General features: G+C 68.1%; 15 protein-coding genes. 4 read left to right on the top strand and 11 right to left on the bottom strand.

Annotated elements, in window-relative coordinates:
* Both JL108_RS07905 and JL108_RS07900 read right to left on the bottom strand, forming a co-directional pair.
* Positions 1-801, bottom strand: coding sequence for a carbon-nitrogen hydrolase family protein (locus JL108_RS07905; RefSeq protein WP_240190798.1), 801 nt, complete (start codon positions 799-801; stop codon positions 1-3).
* Positions 798-1,559: an HpcH/HpaI aldolase/citrate lyase family protein gene (locus JL108_RS07900; RefSeq protein ID WP_205197773.1), complete on the bottom strand. Its 762-nt coding sequence runs from the start codon at positions 1,557-1,559 to the stop codon at positions 798-800. Before JL108_RS07900 ends, JL108_RS07905 begins: the two co-directional genes overlap by 4 nt.
* 143 nt (positions 1,560-1,702) lie before the next feature.
* On the opposite strand from JL108_RS07900, the gene JL108_RS07895 reads away from it, so the two are divergent.
* Complete coding sequence (locus JL108_RS07895; RefSeq protein ID WP_205197772.1) at positions 1,703-2,377, top strand: GntR family transcriptional regulator; 675 nt, start codon at positions 1,703-1,705, stop codon at positions 2,375-2,377.
* Between the two features lie 169 nt (positions 2,378-2,546).
* Here JL108_RS07895 and JL108_RS07890 read toward each other — a convergent pair whose 3' ends face one another.
* Together JL108_RS07890 and JL108_RS07885 are read right to left on the bottom strand one after the other, a co-directional pair.
* Positions 2,547-4,421, bottom strand: coding sequence for an LPXTG cell wall anchor domain-containing protein (locus JL108_RS07890; protein ID WP_205197771.1), 1,875 nt, complete (start codon positions 4,419-4,421; stop codon positions 2,547-2,549).
* A gap of 106 nt (positions 4,422-4,527) precedes the next feature.
* On the bottom strand, positions 4,528-6,168 hold the full coding sequence (locus tag JL108_RS07885) for an alpha/beta-hydrolase family protein (protein WP_205197770.1): 1,641 nt from the start codon (positions 6,166-6,168) through the stop codon (positions 4,528-4,530).
* Positions 6,169-6,276: 108 nt separating this feature from the next.
* Between JL108_RS07885 and gdhA the strand changes: the two genes are divergently transcribed.
* Positions 6,277-7,629: an NADP-specific glutamate dehydrogenase gene (gene gdhA / locus JL108_RS07880; protein ID WP_205197769.1), complete on the top strand. Its 1,353-nt coding sequence runs from the start codon at positions 6,277-6,279 to the stop codon at positions 7,627-7,629.
* Between the two features lie 177 nt (positions 7,630-7,806).
* Here the strand turns inward: gdhA and JL108_RS07875 are convergent, their stop codons facing one another.
* From JL108_RS07875 to rfbA, 7 genes are all read right to left on the bottom strand, one after another.
* Positions 7,807-8,478 (bottom strand): GntR family transcriptional regulator, encoded by a 672-nt coding sequence (locus JL108_RS07875; RefSeq protein ID WP_205197768.1) that lies wholly within the window; start codon positions 8,476-8,478, stop codon positions 7,807-7,809.
* Positions 8,475-9,227: an amino acid ABC transporter ATP-binding protein gene (locus JL108_RS07870; protein ID WP_143913915.1), complete on the bottom strand. Its 753-nt coding sequence runs from the start codon at positions 9,225-9,227 to the stop codon at positions 8,475-8,477. Before JL108_RS07870 ends, JL108_RS07875 begins: the two co-directional genes overlap by 4 nt.
* Positions 9,228-9,306: 79 nt before the next feature.
* On the bottom strand, positions 9,307-10,404 hold the full coding sequence (locus JL108_RS07865; RefSeq protein ID WP_205197767.1) for an amino acid ABC transporter permease: 1,098 nt from the start codon (positions 10,402-10,404) through the stop codon (positions 9,307-9,309).
* Entirely contained in the window at positions 10,404-11,276 is an 873-nt protein-coding gene (locus tag JL108_RS07860) for an ABC transporter substrate-binding protein (RefSeq protein WP_205197766.1), read from the bottom strand. The genes JL108_RS07865 and JL108_RS07860 overlap by 1 nt, the downstream gene beginning before the upstream one ends.
* A 26-nt stretch (positions 11,277-11,302) precedes the next feature.
* The gene (locus tag JL108_RS07855; protein WP_205197765.1) at positions 11,303-12,052 is read right to left on the bottom strand and encodes an acetoacetate decarboxylase family protein; all 750 of its coding nucleotides are present in this window, start codon (positions 12,050-12,052) and stop codon (positions 11,303-11,305) included.
* Between the two features lie 119 nt (positions 12,053-12,171).
* Positions 12,172-13,053: a Cof-type HAD-IIB family hydrolase gene (locus JL108_RS07850; protein WP_205197764.1), complete on the bottom strand. Its 882-nt coding sequence runs from the start codon at positions 13,051-13,053 to the stop codon at positions 12,172-12,174.
* Between the two features lie 30 nt (positions 13,054-13,083).
* Positions 13,084-13,944: a glucose-1-phosphate thymidylyltransferase RfbA gene (gene rfbA, locus JL108_RS07845; RefSeq protein WP_205197763.1), complete on the bottom strand. Its 861-nt coding sequence runs from the start codon at positions 13,942-13,944 to the stop codon at positions 13,084-13,086.
* A 58-nt stretch (positions 13,945-14,002) separates the two neighbouring features.
* Between rfbA and rfbB the strand changes: the two genes are divergently transcribed.
* Positions 14,003-15,001, top strand: coding sequence for a dTDP-glucose 4,6-dehydratase (gene rfbB, locus JL108_RS07840; protein WP_205197762.1), 999 nt, complete (start codon positions 14,003-14,005; stop codon positions 14,999-15,001).
* Complete coding sequence (locus JL108_RS07835) at positions 15,001-16,302, top strand: bifunctional dTDP-4-dehydrorhamnose 3,5-epimerase family protein/NAD(P)-dependent oxidoreductase (RefSeq protein WP_205197761.1); 1,302 nt, start codon at positions 15,001-15,003, stop codon at positions 16,300-16,302. The genes rfbB and JL108_RS07835 overlap by 1 nt, the downstream gene beginning before the upstream one ends.
* The last annotated feature ends 211 nt before the right edge of the window (positions 16,303-16,513 follow it).

Genomic DNA, 16,513 nt, shown 5'->3' with positions numbered 1-16,513 from the left:
TCACTCCTCTCGTGGCACGACGCGGTACCGGCGCAGTGTCAGTGCTGGATTGATGGTCCGGACCGCATCGATGCGCGATCGCTCCACCTCGGCCACGGCGACGCCGACGGCCTCGCCGATCCCCGCGAGCGTGTTGCCCATCGGGTCGAGCACGACGCTGTTGCCGGCACCCGTCGGCGCGCACTGGTCGGCGGCGACCACATACACGGTGTTCTCGATGGCACGAGCTCGCAGCAGCGTCGACCAGTGGAACTCCTTGAGCGGTCCGGGGACCCATTCTGCCGGGAGGGCGATGACATCGGCTCCCGCGTCGACGAGCGTGCGCGAGACCTCCGGGAAGCGCAGGTCGTAGCAGGTCTGCATGCCGATGGAGTAACCGTCGACCTGCAGCAGCTCGGGCGCGCCCGGGTCACTGGCGATGACCCGGTCGGACTCGCGATAGCCGAAGGCGTCGTAGAGGTGGACCTTGCGGTAAACCGCGCGCACCTGACCGTCCTGCAGACCGACCAGGGTGTTGTGGATGCGCCCCTCCCCGGCCGCCTCGTTGACCCCGGCGACGATCGTCGCGCCGGTCTCGGCGGAGAGCTCGCGCAGCCGCGCGACCGAGGGGCCGTCCAGCGGCTCGGCGCTGTCGACGAAGCGGTCGTCCATCGCCGGTGCGGTGAAGACCGCATACTCGGGAAGCACCACGAGGCGGGCGCCTCGCGCGACGGCCGAGCGCACGAGGCGCTCGATCTCGGCCAGGTTGGCGTCCTTGTCCTCGGTGGGCGCGAACTGAACCGCGGCGACGTACAGGCTCATCGGTGACCTCCGTGCTCGTTCTCGATGGCGCGCATGGTCTCCAGCGCGGCGGTGAATCCGCCGAGCATCGCGCCGTACTGCATGACGCCCACCATCGTGTGGGCGCCTTCCTCGACCGCGAGCCGCTTCTCCGCATCGCTCCAGGCGGGCAGGATCCAGGGCTTGCCGGCGGCACGTGCCGCGCGGGCGATGACCCGCAGGTCGTCGAGATCGGCCGCGGTGACACCGTAGGCGCCGCGGCCGCGCAGCAGCGAGAGGTCCGAGGGGCCGATGAACACGCCGTCAACCGTGGGCAGCTCGAGGATGCCCTCGATCTCGGCGAAGGCCGACGCGTCCTCGATCATCGGGTAGCAGCGGGTGGTGGCGTCCTGCTCGGTGACCCAGTCGTCGGTGAAGCCCCGGTAGCGCGACGTACGACCGCCGGCGAAGGAGCGCAGGCCCAACGGCGGGAACTTCGCGAAGGCGGACACCTCGGCGGCGTGCTCGACGGACTCCACATGGGGGATCGCGACGGCGCTCGCGCCGAGGTCGAGGGCCTGCTGGATCGGGCCACGCTCAGGACCCAGCACCTTGACAATCGATGTCAGGCGCTGCGCGCGGATCAGCGGCAGCATCCAGTCGAGCGCGGCCAGGTCGAAGGTGCCGTGCTCGACATCGAGCACCACCGTGTCGTACCCGGCCAGCGCGGCCATCTCGACGGCCGCGCTCGACGGCTCGGACAGCCAGACGGCGTGCCGCGGGGTCGTGGATTCGGTCATCGTTCTCCCTCGATGTCGGAGTCGAACCGGCGTGCGTACGCTCGGTGGACGTTACGTCTACAGTGTGTATACAAGTGGAGGCTACACGTCCACCGTGACCTGGGACACGAGCAGGGTCCGACTCAACAGATAGGCTGAACAGCATGCCGACGCCGCCGATGCCCCTCTTGTCCGAGGGAGGCGCACGCGCGTCAGCCGGCGAGACGGCCTATCGGCATATCAGTGAGGCGATCCTGCGTGGCGAATATGCCGAAGGTGGATTCCTCGACGAATCCACCCTCGCCCGCGCCGTCGGCACCTCACGGACCCCGGTCCGCGAGGCCCTCAACCGGCTCCATGCCGAACGCTATGTCGATCTCGTTCCCCGCCGCGGCGCGCAGGTCAGGGTCATCACGGCCACCGAGATGCAGGAGATCTACGACACCCGGCTCATCATCGAGTCCGCCGCACTCGCCAAGATCTGCCGGCACGAGCGCGGCGCGCCGGCAGCGGCCGCCCAGATCCTCGACGAGATGGAGACGGCCGGTGCCCAGCAGGACTGGTCGAGCTTCGCGCGGCTGGACCAGCGGTTCCACCAGTCGATCGTCGAGCAGGGCGGCAACGCGGTCCTGACCGATCTCTACCTCGCGCTGCGCCCCCGACACATCCGGCTCGCGATCCGCACCATCACCGAGGCACCGCACCGGCGGGCGACGATCGAACGCGAGCACCGCGAGCTGGTCGAGGCGATGAACGCCCATGACGCCGAACGCGCCACGCAGGTGCTCAGTGAGCACCTGCGCTTCGTGCCCGAACTGATCAACGCCCTTCCGGGCTGACGACCCGGTGGTTGACAGCTCACCGCGATGGGGAGGCACGTGATCGCGGTGCGTGGTCGACCACGGGATCATCCACCGCCGCCTCGAGACGGCCGGAGAGATGGTCGGGTGACGGCGACCGCGACCGCCGAAGCACCTCCGATCTCACCAGCCGTCTCGAGTCGACGAGTCAGACCCGGCGTCGCTGACGACTCAGCACGGCCGCACCCGCGAGCACCAGGAGCGCCGCCGAGGCGAGGAGCCCGCCCGAGACCTCCGCTCCCGTGGCAGGCAGTCGTCCACGGACGGCGGCGGGCTTCACCGCCGCCGCAGGCTCGTCGTCCGCGCTCGGAGCCACCGGAGCGTCGACCACGGTCACCGTCGTGCTGACATGTCCCGCCTCACTGACCAAGAGGATCTCGGCCTTCCCGGCCGGGATCGACGCCGGCAGGCCGAGCTCGACACCGGTGTCCGCACCGGCGAGCTGCTCACCGGCGACGAGATCGTTGACCACGATCGTGACCGGCTCGCCGGGCTGGAAGCCCATCCCACCCACCAGCACACCATCGGTGAGCTGCTGCTGGGTGACGGTCTCCGGCGCATCGACCGAGAGATCGGTCAGCACGAAGTCGTCGAGCAGGAACTGGACCCTCGGCGCGGCCATCGGCGTCACCGACATCAGCATCGGCATCTCGGCGAAGAACAACGCCTCGACCGTGTAGTCGCCGGCCTCGATCTCCTCGAAGAACTCCCCCGGAAGCTCCAGGTCCACGGCACCGTCGTCATCTGCCTCCGCATCCGTGATGGCCAGGGGATCCCCCTCCGCGTCGAGCAGGGCCACGAAACCGTAGGACCCAGGCTCGATGCCCTCGATACGCACGTCGAAACCGTGCCGCGCGTGCGTGGCGCGGTCCAGCCAGCGCCCGGCGATATTGCTGGTCAGATCGGTCTCGAACTCCGCATCGACGATCTCCAAGGTCGACTCCCGGAGCACGCCGACGTGGTCGTAGATCCGTACCTCGTGATCGCCGACCTCGAGATAGCCGGGCACCCAGAACTCGACTCGACCGCCCGCGACCCGCACCGTATCGATCTCCTCACCGTCGATCTCGAGGGTGACGGGGAACTCTTCCGGAAGGTTCTCACCGGTGATGACGACATCCTCGAAGAGCAGGTCCAGGAGACTGACGCGCTGGGGCACCTGGAAGCTCGGATCGCGACGCTCCACGACCTGCTCGACCTTGCGCGTAGGGCTTTCGAGGGTCAGGAGCGGGGCCTCGCCGAGACTCTCGGCCTCGGACTGCGCGTTGATGTAGAAGCGCAGCTTGCCGGTCGAGTCGGCCTTGCCATTCGTATAGGTGAACCCGTGCAATGCGGTCACCGATACCGGTTCGTCGGGAGCGAAGCCCTCGGCCTCGATCTGGTAGCCGCGGTGCTGCACGATGCGGTCATTGGTGAAGCCCGGGGTGACCACCACGGGGTCGGCGACGATGGTCAACGTGACCGGGTCGGAGAGCTCACTGCTCGGGGCCCTGACCACCACCTCGTAGGTGCCCGGCGTCCGCGGCAGCGTGCGCCACGTCAGCTGTCCGCCCTCACCCGCGCTCCCGAGCGCCTGCTCCTCCCCGTCGACGAGGATGCGGTACTCACCCGGCTCGGGGTGCGGACCGACCCCGACACTCAGCCCCGCCCCCTCGTTCAAGGACCGGGCCTTCGTCGCCGAGAGCGTGGACTGGGCCAGCGTGACCTGCGGCGGATCCGCCGCGAAGGGCTTGAGACGCTCGGCCTCCGACGCCTCGGACGCCGTGACCTCCTCGACGACCGGCCCGGCTTCCTGCTCGACCTCGGGAACCACCGGGACGTACTCGCCCTCCGCCTCCTCGTCACCGGGGGCGATCTCCTGCTCCACCGGCTCCTCGAGGGGCTGCGGCTGCACGTCCTCCGCCTCCACCACCGGATCGACCACGGTCTCGGCGACGGCCGGAGCCACCCCACCGGCCAGCATCACCGCGAACAGACCGCCCGCGATCGCCGGGCGCGCCCGACGGCGCACATTGGTCCTCATTCTTCAGTTCTCCTCCCAGACCCCACGCCCAGTGCGCGAGATCCCCTGGCCGGAGAGTAGCGGTTCGTGACCGCGCTTGGAGGCGAAATCGGTAAACCGGCGGCGGCTACTCGACCGGCCCGTGGAAACTGTCGGCGATCTCATCGAGGTGCGCGCGCAAGGCCGCGAGCCGGGTGGCATCCCATCCGGCCGGATCCAAGGTCTCGTACCACGTCATCAGCGGCATCGTCCCGTAGCGATGCCCCCAGCCCTCGCCGAACTCCGTCCCGACGACCTGGTCGGCGGTCAGCTGCAAGAAGGTGGTCACCGGACGCCAGGAGATCCCCGGCATCACCCGGGAGTCCAAGGGCTCGGACAGCCAGTCCGGACGCCGCCACAACAGCCGCGCATCCCACCAGACGATCGGATCATCGGCGAACTGCAGGAAGGCATGGGTCGCCACGGTCCCCTCGAACTCCGACTCGCGACCGCCGACGACGAGCTGCGGCAAACGCTCGATCCGCGGACGGATCTGCAACGATCCGGGGTCCCGGCGCCGCTCGGCCTCGCGGCGCAGATTCGACATCGGCGGCGTACCGACCCACAGCGAACCGTCGACGCGCCGCACGAGCTCATCGAGGTTCTCGAAGGCACCGGTGCCCCCGTAGGCGCCGAGGCTCTCCCCCGCCACCAGCAACAACGGCCGCTCATCCTCGGGCACCTGCTCCAGGCGCGCGGTGACGGCATCGATCAGCGCCGTGGCGCTGTCGACCGCCGCGTGCTGCTCCGACACATACGCGACCGGACTCGGCAGATGCGAGTACTGCACCGCCACCGTCGCGGTGTCTCCGGCATGGAAGTACTCCACCGGCTGCACGATCTGCTCGTTGACCCAGCCGGTGCCGGTGGGAGTGACGACCAACAGGACCGACCGCTCGAAGCCGCCCGATCGCTCCAACTCCTCCACTGCGAGGGCCGCGCGACCGTCGAAGCCCGGATCCGAGGCACGTCCCACGAACACCCTGACCGGCTCCATCGGCTCGCGACCGGCGAAACGCTCGAGCTCACCCGTGCTCGGCGCCCGGGTGATGAACCGTCGTCCCTCCCGCCCGAGCGACGCCCAGTCGACGACATCGGAGGCTCGCGGGTCGGCCGGCTCCTCCTCGCCGACCTCGATATCAGCACCCGATCGCGCCTCGTTGATGCCGTCCATGAACCTCGTGTAGGCGAACTCGTTCACCGCGAGCACCGTCACCAGGATCGTCACCAGCACGCTCACCGTCGCGGCGATCGACAGCGGCACGATCCTCGACACCCCTCGGAAGATCCGGTGATAGATCCACCGCAGGCCGGCGATGACGAGACCGCAGACGACGAGCACCGCGATCACGACGACGACAACACCCAGGTACAGGAAGCGATCGGTCACGTCATAGCCGAGGGCGCGCCACTCCTCCTGCCGGCCAGGGACGCTCAACAGCAACAGCAGCGGCAACGCGACGACGCCCGCCCAGCCGATGACCACGCGCCATCGGCGGATCCGCTCGAGTCGCGGACCATCGAACACGGCCGCGGCCAGCCGGCCGAGCCCGGCACCGAGCAGATAGAGGACCACGACACCCAGGCCGCTGATGACCCCCTGGGCCAACCAGGTGCGCGGCAGCAGCGAGGGCGTGAGGGATTGCTGGTAGGCCACGATCGCGAACACGATCCCCGTGCCGCTTCGCCGTCCGAAGAACGCGCTGAGACCTTCGAGGGTCGCCCTCACGGGGCTCAGTGTACGACCGTCCACGCCCCGTCGCGTGACGTGCGCGTAACGCGCCGTAATCTGTTCGTCATCGTCGTCATTCCGGCGACCATGCAGAGAAAGGCCCGCATGAGCAACGATCAGATCGACGCCATCCTCGAGCAGGTGCTCGCACGCAACCCCGGCGAAGACGAATTCCACCAAGCCGTGCGCGAGGTCTTCGACTCGCTGCCGCGCGTCCTCTCCAAGCGCCCCGAGTACACCGAGGCCTCGATCCTGCAGCGACTGTGCGAGCCCGAGCGCCAGATCATCTTCCGTGTGCCGTGGGTCGACGACAACGGCCGCGTGCAGATCAACCGCGGCTTCCGCGTGCAGTTCAACTCCGCCCTCGGCCCCTACAAGGGCGGGCTGCGGTTCCACCCGACGGTGATGCTCGGGACGGTCAAGTTCCTCGGCTTCGAGCAGATCTTCAAGAACGCGCTCACCGGCATGCCCATCGGCGGCGGCAAGGGCGGCAGCGATTTCGATCCCAAGGGCAAGAGCGATGGCGAGATCATGCGCTTCTGCCAGTCCTTCATGACCGAGCTCAGCCAGCATCTCGGCGAGTACACCGACGTCCCGGCGGGCGACATCGGTGTGGGCGGTCGCGAGATCGGCTATCTCTTCGGCCAGTACAAGCGGATGACGAATGCCTACGAGTCCGGTGTCCTCACCGGCAAGGGGCTGACCTGGGGCGGGTCGCTGGTGCGCACCGAGGCCACGGGCTACGGCACGGTCTTCTTCGCCCGGCGGATGCTGGAGCTCGCCGGTCGCTCGCTCGACGGAGCGAAGGTGCTGGTGTCCGGGTCCGGCAATGTCGCCATCTACGCCGCCGAGAAGGTCAAGGAGTTCGGCGGCCTCGTCGTCGGCGCATCCGACTCCGCCGGGTCCATCTACGACCCGGAGGGCATCGACCTCGACCTGTTGCGTGACATCAAGGAGCGTCGCCGCGACCGCATCTCGGCCTATGCCGACGAGCGCCTCGGCGCGCAGTACCGCGACGGCCGGCGCGTCTGGTCCGTCGCCGATGAGACGCCGATCGATGTCGCTCTCCCCTGTGCGACCCAGAACGAGATCTCGGAGTCCGACGCGAAGTCACTGCTGAACGGCGGCGTCACGGCGGTCGCGGAGGGGGCGAACATGCCCACCACTCCCGAGGCCGTCCGCCTGTTCCGCGATGCCGGCGTGCTCTTCGCGCCGGGCAAGGCCGCCAACGCCGGCGGTGTCGCCACTTCGGCCTTGGAGATGCAGCAGAACGCGTCCCGCGACTCGTGGAGCTTCGAGTACACCGAGCAGCGGCTGTCGGACATCATGGACGGCATTCACGAGCGGTGCGCCGAGACCGCCGAGGAGTACGGCACCCCGGGCGACTACGTACTCGGCGCCAATATCGCCGGTTTCACGCGCGTGGCCGATGCCATGCTCGCTCTCGGCGTGATCTAGGAGATCGTGGAGAGGTCCGGCACCGGCTCATCGGGGGGATCGGGAGACTGACGTCGAGACGTCGGCCCGCCGGTGCCGGACCTCGGTACGATCCTACGCGATACCGCCATCTTTGTCTGGCCATTTCCCGAATAACCCCAGAAACTCGTACGCCTGCACGATCTCCGGGGCCATCGGCTAGACGGAGCGGGGGCGAGGGCCGCCCGACATCAGCAAGCGCACGCGTTCGGCGGACGAGACGATGTGGTGACGCACAGCCTCGACCGCCGCCTCGGCATCGTTGTCGATGATGGCCTGCGCGAGCTCGGAGTGGTCCACCCGTATCTCCTGATCGGGAGACAGCGACTGCACGCAGAGGTACCAGACCTTGAGGGCGAGGTTGTAGTGCTGATTGAGCGCCGCCTCCAGGAAGCGATTGTGCGTGAGGCGATAGAACTCGCGGTGGAAGCGCGCGTCCTTGTCGATGCGCTCCTTGCGAGTGCCCCCCACGTTCGCGGCGAATGCCGCCAGCTGGTCGCGCTCACCCATCGTCGCCCGCTCACACACCAGCCGGGCGGCCAGCGCCTCCAGCTCCAGGCGGATCTCCTGGATGAGCTGCTGGTCGTTCAGCCCGATGCCCGAGGCGAAGGTGCCGCGCCGGGGGTAGATCTCCACCAGCTTCTCGTGCTGAAGGCGACGCAAGGCCTCGCGGATCGGCGTCAAGCCGATACCCAGTTCCTCGCTCAGCGCGCGCTCGTTGAGCGGCTCCATCGGCGCGTAGTGCAGCGACACCAGCCGATCGCGAAGGGTCAGGTAGGCCTGCGTGCTCAGGCTCACCTGCGGTGTCGCGTCCGTCCCCGTGTGAGTCACAAACGTCCCGCCTCCGTCACGCGCCGCAGGAACTGCTGCGTAGCCGCCTCCACCGGCGCACCGAAGATCTGCTCCGGCGGCCCCTGTTCGACGATTGTGCCACGACTCAAGAAGCACACGCGGTCGGAGATCTCACGCGCGAAGGACATCTCGTGGGTCGTGAGGATCATCGTCATTCCACCGTGCGCGAGCTCGCGGACCAGATCCAAGACCTCCACCACCAGCTCGGGGTCGAGGGCGGAGGTGATCTCGTCGAGCAGCAGCACACGGGGCTGCATGAGCAGGCTCCGCGCGATCGCGACGCGCTGCTGCTGGCCGCCCGACAACCGGTCGGGGAAGGAGTCGGCCTTGTCGGCCAGTCCGACCCGCTGGAGCATCTCCATGGCGGCCGTCCTGGCGGTCGCCTCGTTCACCTGGCCGTTCTTGACCGGTGCGACCGTGCAGTTCTTGAGCACCGACATGTGCGGGAACAGGTTGAAGCTCTGGAACACCATGCCGACCTGGCGACGCAGCGCCACCAGGTCCACGCCCGGCCCGGACACGACATCGCCGTCGAACAGGATGCGGCCGCCCTGGATCTCCTCCAGGCCGTTGACGCAGCGCAGCAGCGTCGACTTGCCGGAACCGGATGCGCCGATCAGCGTGATGACCTCGTGCTGGCGGACCTCCAGGTCGATATCGCGGAGAACGACATGCTCGCCGTACTTCTTGGTCACCCGGTCCAGCTGGACCAACTGCTGGTCACTCATGCCGACACCTCGCAGAAAAGAGAACGGTAGCGAGATGCCGGCATGACACCCCGTCGATGATTCACTCGCTGGCGCTCACTCATGCGGTCTCCCTCCGGCGGGCCTTGGCGAGCTGATAGTCCACGAATCGGGTCTGCGGGATGGTGCAGGCGATGAACAGCACGCACACGACCACGATCGAGGAGAGGTTGTAGTAGTTGCCGGAGTAGATCTTCGACTGCTGGAAGGCGTCGACGATGCCCACGATATTGACCAGCGCCGTGTCCTTCTGCAACATGACGAAGGCACCGAGCATCGCCGGAGCGAGCCGGCGCGCCACCTGCGGCAGCACGACGAGCCGGTACACCGAGGCCGGCGACATGCCCAGCGAGTAGGCCGCCGAGATCTGGCTGTGGTGGATCGACTCCATGCCCGAACGGAACAGCTCGGCGTTGTAGGCGCTGAAGGTCATCGACAGGGCGATGATCGCGTAGGCGATCGGGTTGGCGTCGCTGATCACGGGCACGCCGGAGAGCGGCAGCCCCAGACAGATCAGATAGATGACGACGATCGCCGGCAGGGAGCGGAATCCGTCGATGTACATCACCGCGAGGACCCGCAGGGGGCGGAAGCTGTCCCCGGGCAGGGAGCGGCCGATCGCGAGCACGAGGCCGAAGAGCATGGCCAGGATCTGCGCCGAGCACGCGATGAGCACGTTGATCGCGAACGCCTTGGTGATGTCCCCCGCACTCAGCTGGATCAGATCCCAGCGGAAGAAGGTCTCCTGGACGGCGAAGTCGTCGGCGCAGACCAGCAGCACCACCGCGGCCAGGATGACGAAGAAGCCGCTGTAGGCCATCGAGCGCAGCGAGTGGTGGCGGGACCGGGCGGCGGCGTGACGCGCGGAGACGATGTCACCGGCGCGGCGCGCGGCGCGGGAGGCCCCGGCGGCCTTGGTCGCCGCCGCGAGCGAAGCGCCGAGCACGCCGACGACGATCAGCAGCACGCCGATCGTCGCCAGCAGCCGGATCGAGCCGGGGGTCTTGCTCGTCGCGACCGACACCGCGAGATAGCTGACGGCGAGCGCGATCACGGTGAGGATCGACGCGGCCGCGATCAGCCGGTCGGTGCGGGGCGGCGGGGCGAGCAGCGTCGCTGAGCTGCTCGCCTCCACCGTCTCCTGGGGGACGGAGGTCATCACGCCGTCCACACCGGCACGTCGTTCGGGTCACCGCCGAGGATCGGGTTCAGCCACTCCTCGAAGATCGCGTCGAGGTCGCCGCTGTCGAGCCAGTCGGCGACGATGCTGTCGACGGTCGCGGTGTTGGGCGAATCCTTCGGCAGCACCACACCGGGCTCGCCGCCCTCCTCGAACTTGGCGATGACCTCGAAGCCGCCGCCGGAGGCCTTCGCCGCCGGCATCAGGGTCGTGAGGTCCTGCAGCACCACATCGACCTGGCCGGCGCGCAGAGCGGTGAACATGTCCTCATTGGACTGGAACTGGCGCACCGGCTGGCTCGGCTGGATCTTCTCCTTGGCGAGCGTCTCCTGGAAGGAGCCGATGAGCACGCCGATCTGGGCGTCGGCGAGATCGCCCTCGTCGAGCTCCTCGCCCTCCTTCACGGCCACGGCCGACGGGATGAGCATGTACGGCTCGGAGAAGTCGACCGCCTCGGCGCGCTCGTCGGTACGGATGACGTTCCAGATGGCGATGTCGAAGTCGCCGCCGCGCCCGGTGACGATCGACTCGAAGGACGTGTTCTTGACGACGACCTTCTCCAGGCCCGCGCGCGAGGCGATATCGGCCGCCATGCAGTACATGTAGCCGCCGTCGATGCTCTCGGGCGTATCGCCCTGGTAGCCGTTCGGCGAGGGCAGCGGGACAGCCACCGTGAGCTGGCCGTCCACCGCCGGCTCGAAGGTCAACGAGTCGTCCTGCGGTGCGACATCGCAGCGGCCGTAGCCGCCGGAGGCCGCGTCGTCGCTGCCGTCGCTGCTGCCGCCGCACGCGGCCAATGACGCGGTCAGCACCAGTCCGCCGGCGAGGGCGGTGAGCTTGTGAAGACGCATGGGGATCTCCTTGTCAGATGAGGTGGTCAGACCCGGGCCAGATCGGCGAGCAGGGTCGGCTTGGTGTTCTCTTCGGTCGCCGCGAAGTCGCCGACCTTGTACTCGCCGCCGAGCACCTCGAGGACATCGAGGCGCTTGCCGCGGAACGAGACGGCGTCGCCGAGCTCGACGGTGGCCGGACCGATGTGCCGGGAGGTCAGCGTGTAATCGGCGCTGGTGTCACGGCTCAGTACCTGGAAGCTCTCGAACCCGGGGCCGTCGAACTCCGGGACTGCGCGGATCTGCAGGTGCGGGTAGAGCGCCAGGTCCTGCCAGGCACTCGGGTCGGCCTCGGCCGTCAGGTCCACCGAGATGTCCAAGTGCACGTCGTCGCCGAGGAAGACCCGGCCGCGGGCCGTGGTGTCGTCGGCATCGAGTCCGGCGTGCGCATAGACCTTCGGGTAGCCCCACTTCTCACGACCGGAGGCGACCGTGAAGTGCTGATCCTCGAACTCGAACAGGAAACTGCCGCCGACGGTGTCGCCGAAGCGGACGGCCAGCAGGATGCCGGCATCGTGGTACGGGTAGCTGGAGTTGTTCCGGAAGTCCGTGACGACGACGGCGAAGCGATCGTCGACCAGCTCGAAGGGCGTGGGCTCGAGGATCTCCTCGAGCTGTTCGCGACGGCCTCGGCAGAAGACAGTGAGCCCCTTCTGGTCCGGGCAGAAGTACGGCAGGTTCGCGGGGCGGTACTTCAGGAACTCGAAGAACGACGTCGGATCGTAGTTCTCTTTCACGGGGGCATTCCTCCAGATCTGCGACACAGCTCACATCGAACTGAAATGTTAGTGCGACGCTAGTGCAATGCCAGTGATGTGGCAAGAACTATTTTCCCGGCCCCGATGGGCAGTGCGCGTCAGATCAGCTGGTGGCGGCGAAAGGCGTTCCAGACACCGCCGTCCATGACGCCCGAGGTCATCTCATCCGCCGCCGCCACGACCTCGGGAGCGGCTCCCGCCATCGCGATCCCGACGCCGCAGATCCGCAGCATCTCCACGTCATTGCGGCTGTCGCCGATGCCGATCGCCTGTGCCGGATCAAGCCCCAGGTGATCGAGGGCGCGGAGGATCGCCGTGCCCTTGTTGACCCCGCGCGGTGAGATCTCGCCGCTCGCGCTGCCGAGATAGGCGATCGTCCCGGTGATGAGGTCCACGGCATCGCGCAGCTCGCCGTGGACCGCTGCCTCCACCCGGCCGAAGTCCTCCTGCGAGTCGCCGATGAACACCGCCTTGGCGACCTCGCCGCGGCCGTGCATCCGGTTGTCGGCGAAGATCCGCGCCACGGCATGCTGCGACGGCGCCGCGGCACCGTGCGCCACCAGCACCTCATCGAGCCGTTCGGCCACGCGCCCGTGCGGCTCGACCCCCTGGTGCGACTGCAGGTAGTAGTCGAGGTCCAGGGCCTTCAGCAGCTCCGTGATCTCCTCGACCAGCCGCTCGGGCATGGTCTGCTCGACGATCAGGTCACCGGCACGCTCGACGAAACCGCCGCCTGCGGTGATCTCACCATCGAAGCCGATCTCGCGGATCCACGGGTACACCTCCGGCGCGCTCCGCCCCGTGGAGATGAACACCAGATGTCCCCGCGCCCGCGCGGAGCGGATGGCCTCGACGGTCGAATCGGCGATCGACTCGTCGTGGTCGACGATCGTGCCGTCGATGTCCAGGAAGGCGATACGTGGCGACGAGGTGAGCAGTGCGATCAATCCTTCGGTGACGACTCCCGGCGACCCGAGCATCGTCTCACCGCGGAGCCGGCCCCCGTTGCCTCAGGACAGCAGCTCGAGCAGGTACTGGCCGTAACCGCTCTTGACCAGCGGCTCGGCGCGCGCACGCAGCTCATCGGCGCTCAGCCAGCCCTGACGCCAGGCGATCTCCTCGGGGCAGGCGATCTTGAGTCCCTGCCTCTTCTCGATCGTGCGCACGAAGGCACCGGCATCCGCGAGGTCGTCGAAGGTGCCCGTGTCGAGCCAGGCCGTTCCGCGCGGCAGCACCTCGACCTGGAGCTTGCCCTCATCGAGGTAGAGACGATTGAGATCGGTGATCTCCAGCTCCCCGCGGGCCGAGGGGCGCAGGCGCTTGGCCCGCTCGACGACCGAGTTGTCGTAGAAGTACAGCCCCGGCACCGCGTAATTGCTCTTGGGCGACGGCGGCTTCTCCTCCAGGGAGATCGCCCGCCCGGAGTCGTCGAACTCCACGACGCCGTACGCGGTGGGGTCGGACACCCAGTAGCCGAAGACCGCCGCCCCCTCGGTCTCATCGAAGCGGTGCAGGCTCGTGCCGACACCGGCCCCGTAGAAGATGTTGTCGCCGAGCACGAGCGCCGCGCCCTCGGAGCCGATGTGCTCCTCGCCGATGACGAAGGCCTGGGCCAGTCCGTCGGGGCTCGGCTGCTGGGCGAAGGTGATGTTCACGCCCAGATGCGAGCCGTCGCCGAGCAGCCGCTCGAACTGGGCCGCGTCGTGCGGCGTGGTGATGACGAGGATGTCGCGGATGCCCGCCGTCATCAACGTCGACAACGGGTAGTAGATCATCGGCTTGTCGTACACGGGGACGAGCTGCTTGCTCACCCCCAGGGTGATGGGGTGCAGCCGAGATCCGGTGCCCCCGGCCAGGATGATTCCGCGCATGGTGCCGAGCCTACCGGGATCCCGGGGCCGGCACGGGATCGATTGGTAGCGTCAGAGCATGGAGAAGATCGTGGTCACCGGTGGCGCCGGGTTCATCGGATCGAATTTCGTGCACCATCTGGTGCGCGAGACGGACCTGCGGGTCACCGTCCTGGACAAACTGACCTATGCCGGCAGCAGGGAGAGCATCGCCGGACTCCCCGAGGACCAGGTGAACCTCGTCGTCGGCGATATCGCCGATGCCGAGCTCGTCGACGAGCTCGCGGGCACGCACGACGCGATCGTGCACTACGCCGCCGAGTCGCACAATGACAACTCCCTCGACGGACCGCGGCCCTTCCTCGACACCAACATCATCGGTACCTACACACTGCTGGAGGCCGCCCGCAAGCACGATGTCCGGCTGCACCACATCTCCACCGACGAGGTCTACGGCGATCTGGAGTTCGACGACCCCAACCGGTTCACCGAGTCCACGCCCTACAACCCGTCGAGCCCGTACTCCTCCACCAAGGCCGGTTCGGATCTGCTCGTGCGCGCGTGGGTGCGCTCCTTCGGCGTGCGCGCGACCATCTCGAACTGCTCGAACAACTACGGACCCTGGCAGCACATCGAGAAGTTCATTCCCCGCCAGATCACCGGCCTCATCGACGGCATCCGTCCGCGCGTGTACGGCGACGGCGCCAATGTCCGCGACTGGATCCACGCCGAGGACCACTCCAGCGCCGTGCTGACGATCCTGGAGCAGGGACGCATCGGCGAGACGTATCTCATCGGCGCCGACGGCGAGAAGACCAACAAGCAGGTCGTCGAGATGCTGCTGCGACTGTTCGGGCGTGACGCCGACGATTTCGACCATGTCACCGACCGCGCCGGTCACGATCTGCGCTACGCGATCGACTCGACCAAGCTGCGCACCGAGCTGGGGTGGTCGCCGCGCTTCACCGACTTCTCCGATGGACTGGAGCAGACCGTGCAGTGGTACCGCGATCACGAGAGCTGGTGGCGGCCGAAGAAGGCCGCCGTCGAGGCCGGCTACGCGGCGAAGGGACAGTGATGGTCAGCGTCGACACCACCGAGATCCCCGGGCTGCTCGTCGTCCACCTGGACCTGCACGGCGACAACCGCGGCTGGTTCAAGGAGAACTGGCAACGCTCGAAGATGACCGCGCTGGGACTGCCGGACTTCGGGCCCGTGCAGAACAATGTCTCGTTCAATGCCGACGCCGGCACCATCCGTGGCATCCATGCCGAGCCGTGGGACAAGTTCGTGTCCGTGGCCGCGGGACGTGCCTTCGGCGCCTGGGTGGATCTGCGCGAGGGCGAGTCCTTCGGGCGCACCTTCTGGATCGAGCTGAACCCCGAGACCGCGGTGTTCGTGCCGCGCGGAGTGGCCAACTCCTTCCAGGTGCTGGAGGACCGCACGGCCTACTCCTATCTCGTCAACGCGCACTGGCGCGCGGATGCCACCTACACCAATGTCAATCTGCTCGACCCGGCCCTCGCGATCCCGTGGCCCGCGGAGATCGCCGAGATGTCCGAGAAGGACAAGGGACATCCGCTGCTCGCCGATGTCACCCCGATGCCCGCCAAGCAGACGGTCGTGATCGGCGCGAACGGCCAACTGGGGCGCGCGATGCGCAAGGCCAGGCCCGACCTCACCTTCTACGACCGCTCCACCGTCGATCTCGCCGATCCGTCGACCCTCGACGCCGTGCCATGGGACGACGTGCAGACGATCATCAACGCCGCCGCGTACACGAATGTCGACGGCGCCGAGACTCCCGAGGGACGCCGCGACGCCTGGGCGGTGAATGTGACGGGTGTGGCCGCCCTCGCCCGCATCGCCATCGAGCGGGGACTGACGCTGGTGAACGTGTCGAGCGACTACGTCTTCGACGGCACGGTCGAGGAGCACCCGACCGACGAGCCGCTGTCGCCGCTCGGGGTCTACGGCCAGACCAAGGCGGCAGGCGAGGCCGTCACCTCGACGGTGCCGCGGCACTACATCGTGCGCACCAGCTGGGTGATCGGCGACGGCAAGAACTTCGTGGAGACGATGCGGCGGCTCGCGCGCGACGGCGTGAGTCCGTCCGTGGTGGACGACCAGATCGGCCGCCTGACCCACGCCGACGATCTCGCCGCGGGCATCCTCCGTCTGCTGGACGACCGAGCCCCGTTCGGCGTGCACCACGTCACCGGCCCCGGCGAGCCGAGGTCCTGGGCCGACATCGCGCGCGAGGTCTTCGCCGAGGAGGGACGCGACCCCGGCGATGTGACCGGCGTCAGCACCGAGGAGTACGCGGCCGGAAAGCCGACCGCTCCGCGCCCCCGGCACTCGGCACTGCTCCTGCCGTGAACGAGATGGGCCGCATCGATGACACCGATGCGGCCCGTCCGGAGAAGAGGCGGCCCACCGCGCTCTCGTCGCGGCCAGCTCGAGAACGAATGGCCGCGCCAGCGACCAAGCCGGGCGCGGTGGGCGCTGAGGCCACGCTAGCGAGCCACGAGGCGCGCGCCAAATCGAGACAAGCTCTGAGCGGGAAAATCCCACGATGCGAACACGTACG

This window comes from Aeromicrobium sp. YIM 150415, assembly GCF_016918125.1.
Lineage (GTDB): Bacteria > Actinomycetota > Actinomycetes > Propionibacteriales > Nocardioidaceae > Aeromicrobium > Aeromicrobium piscarium.
The sequence above is the reverse complement of the archived record's forward strand: the minus strand, read 5'-3'. Positions and strand labels throughout refer to the sequence as shown.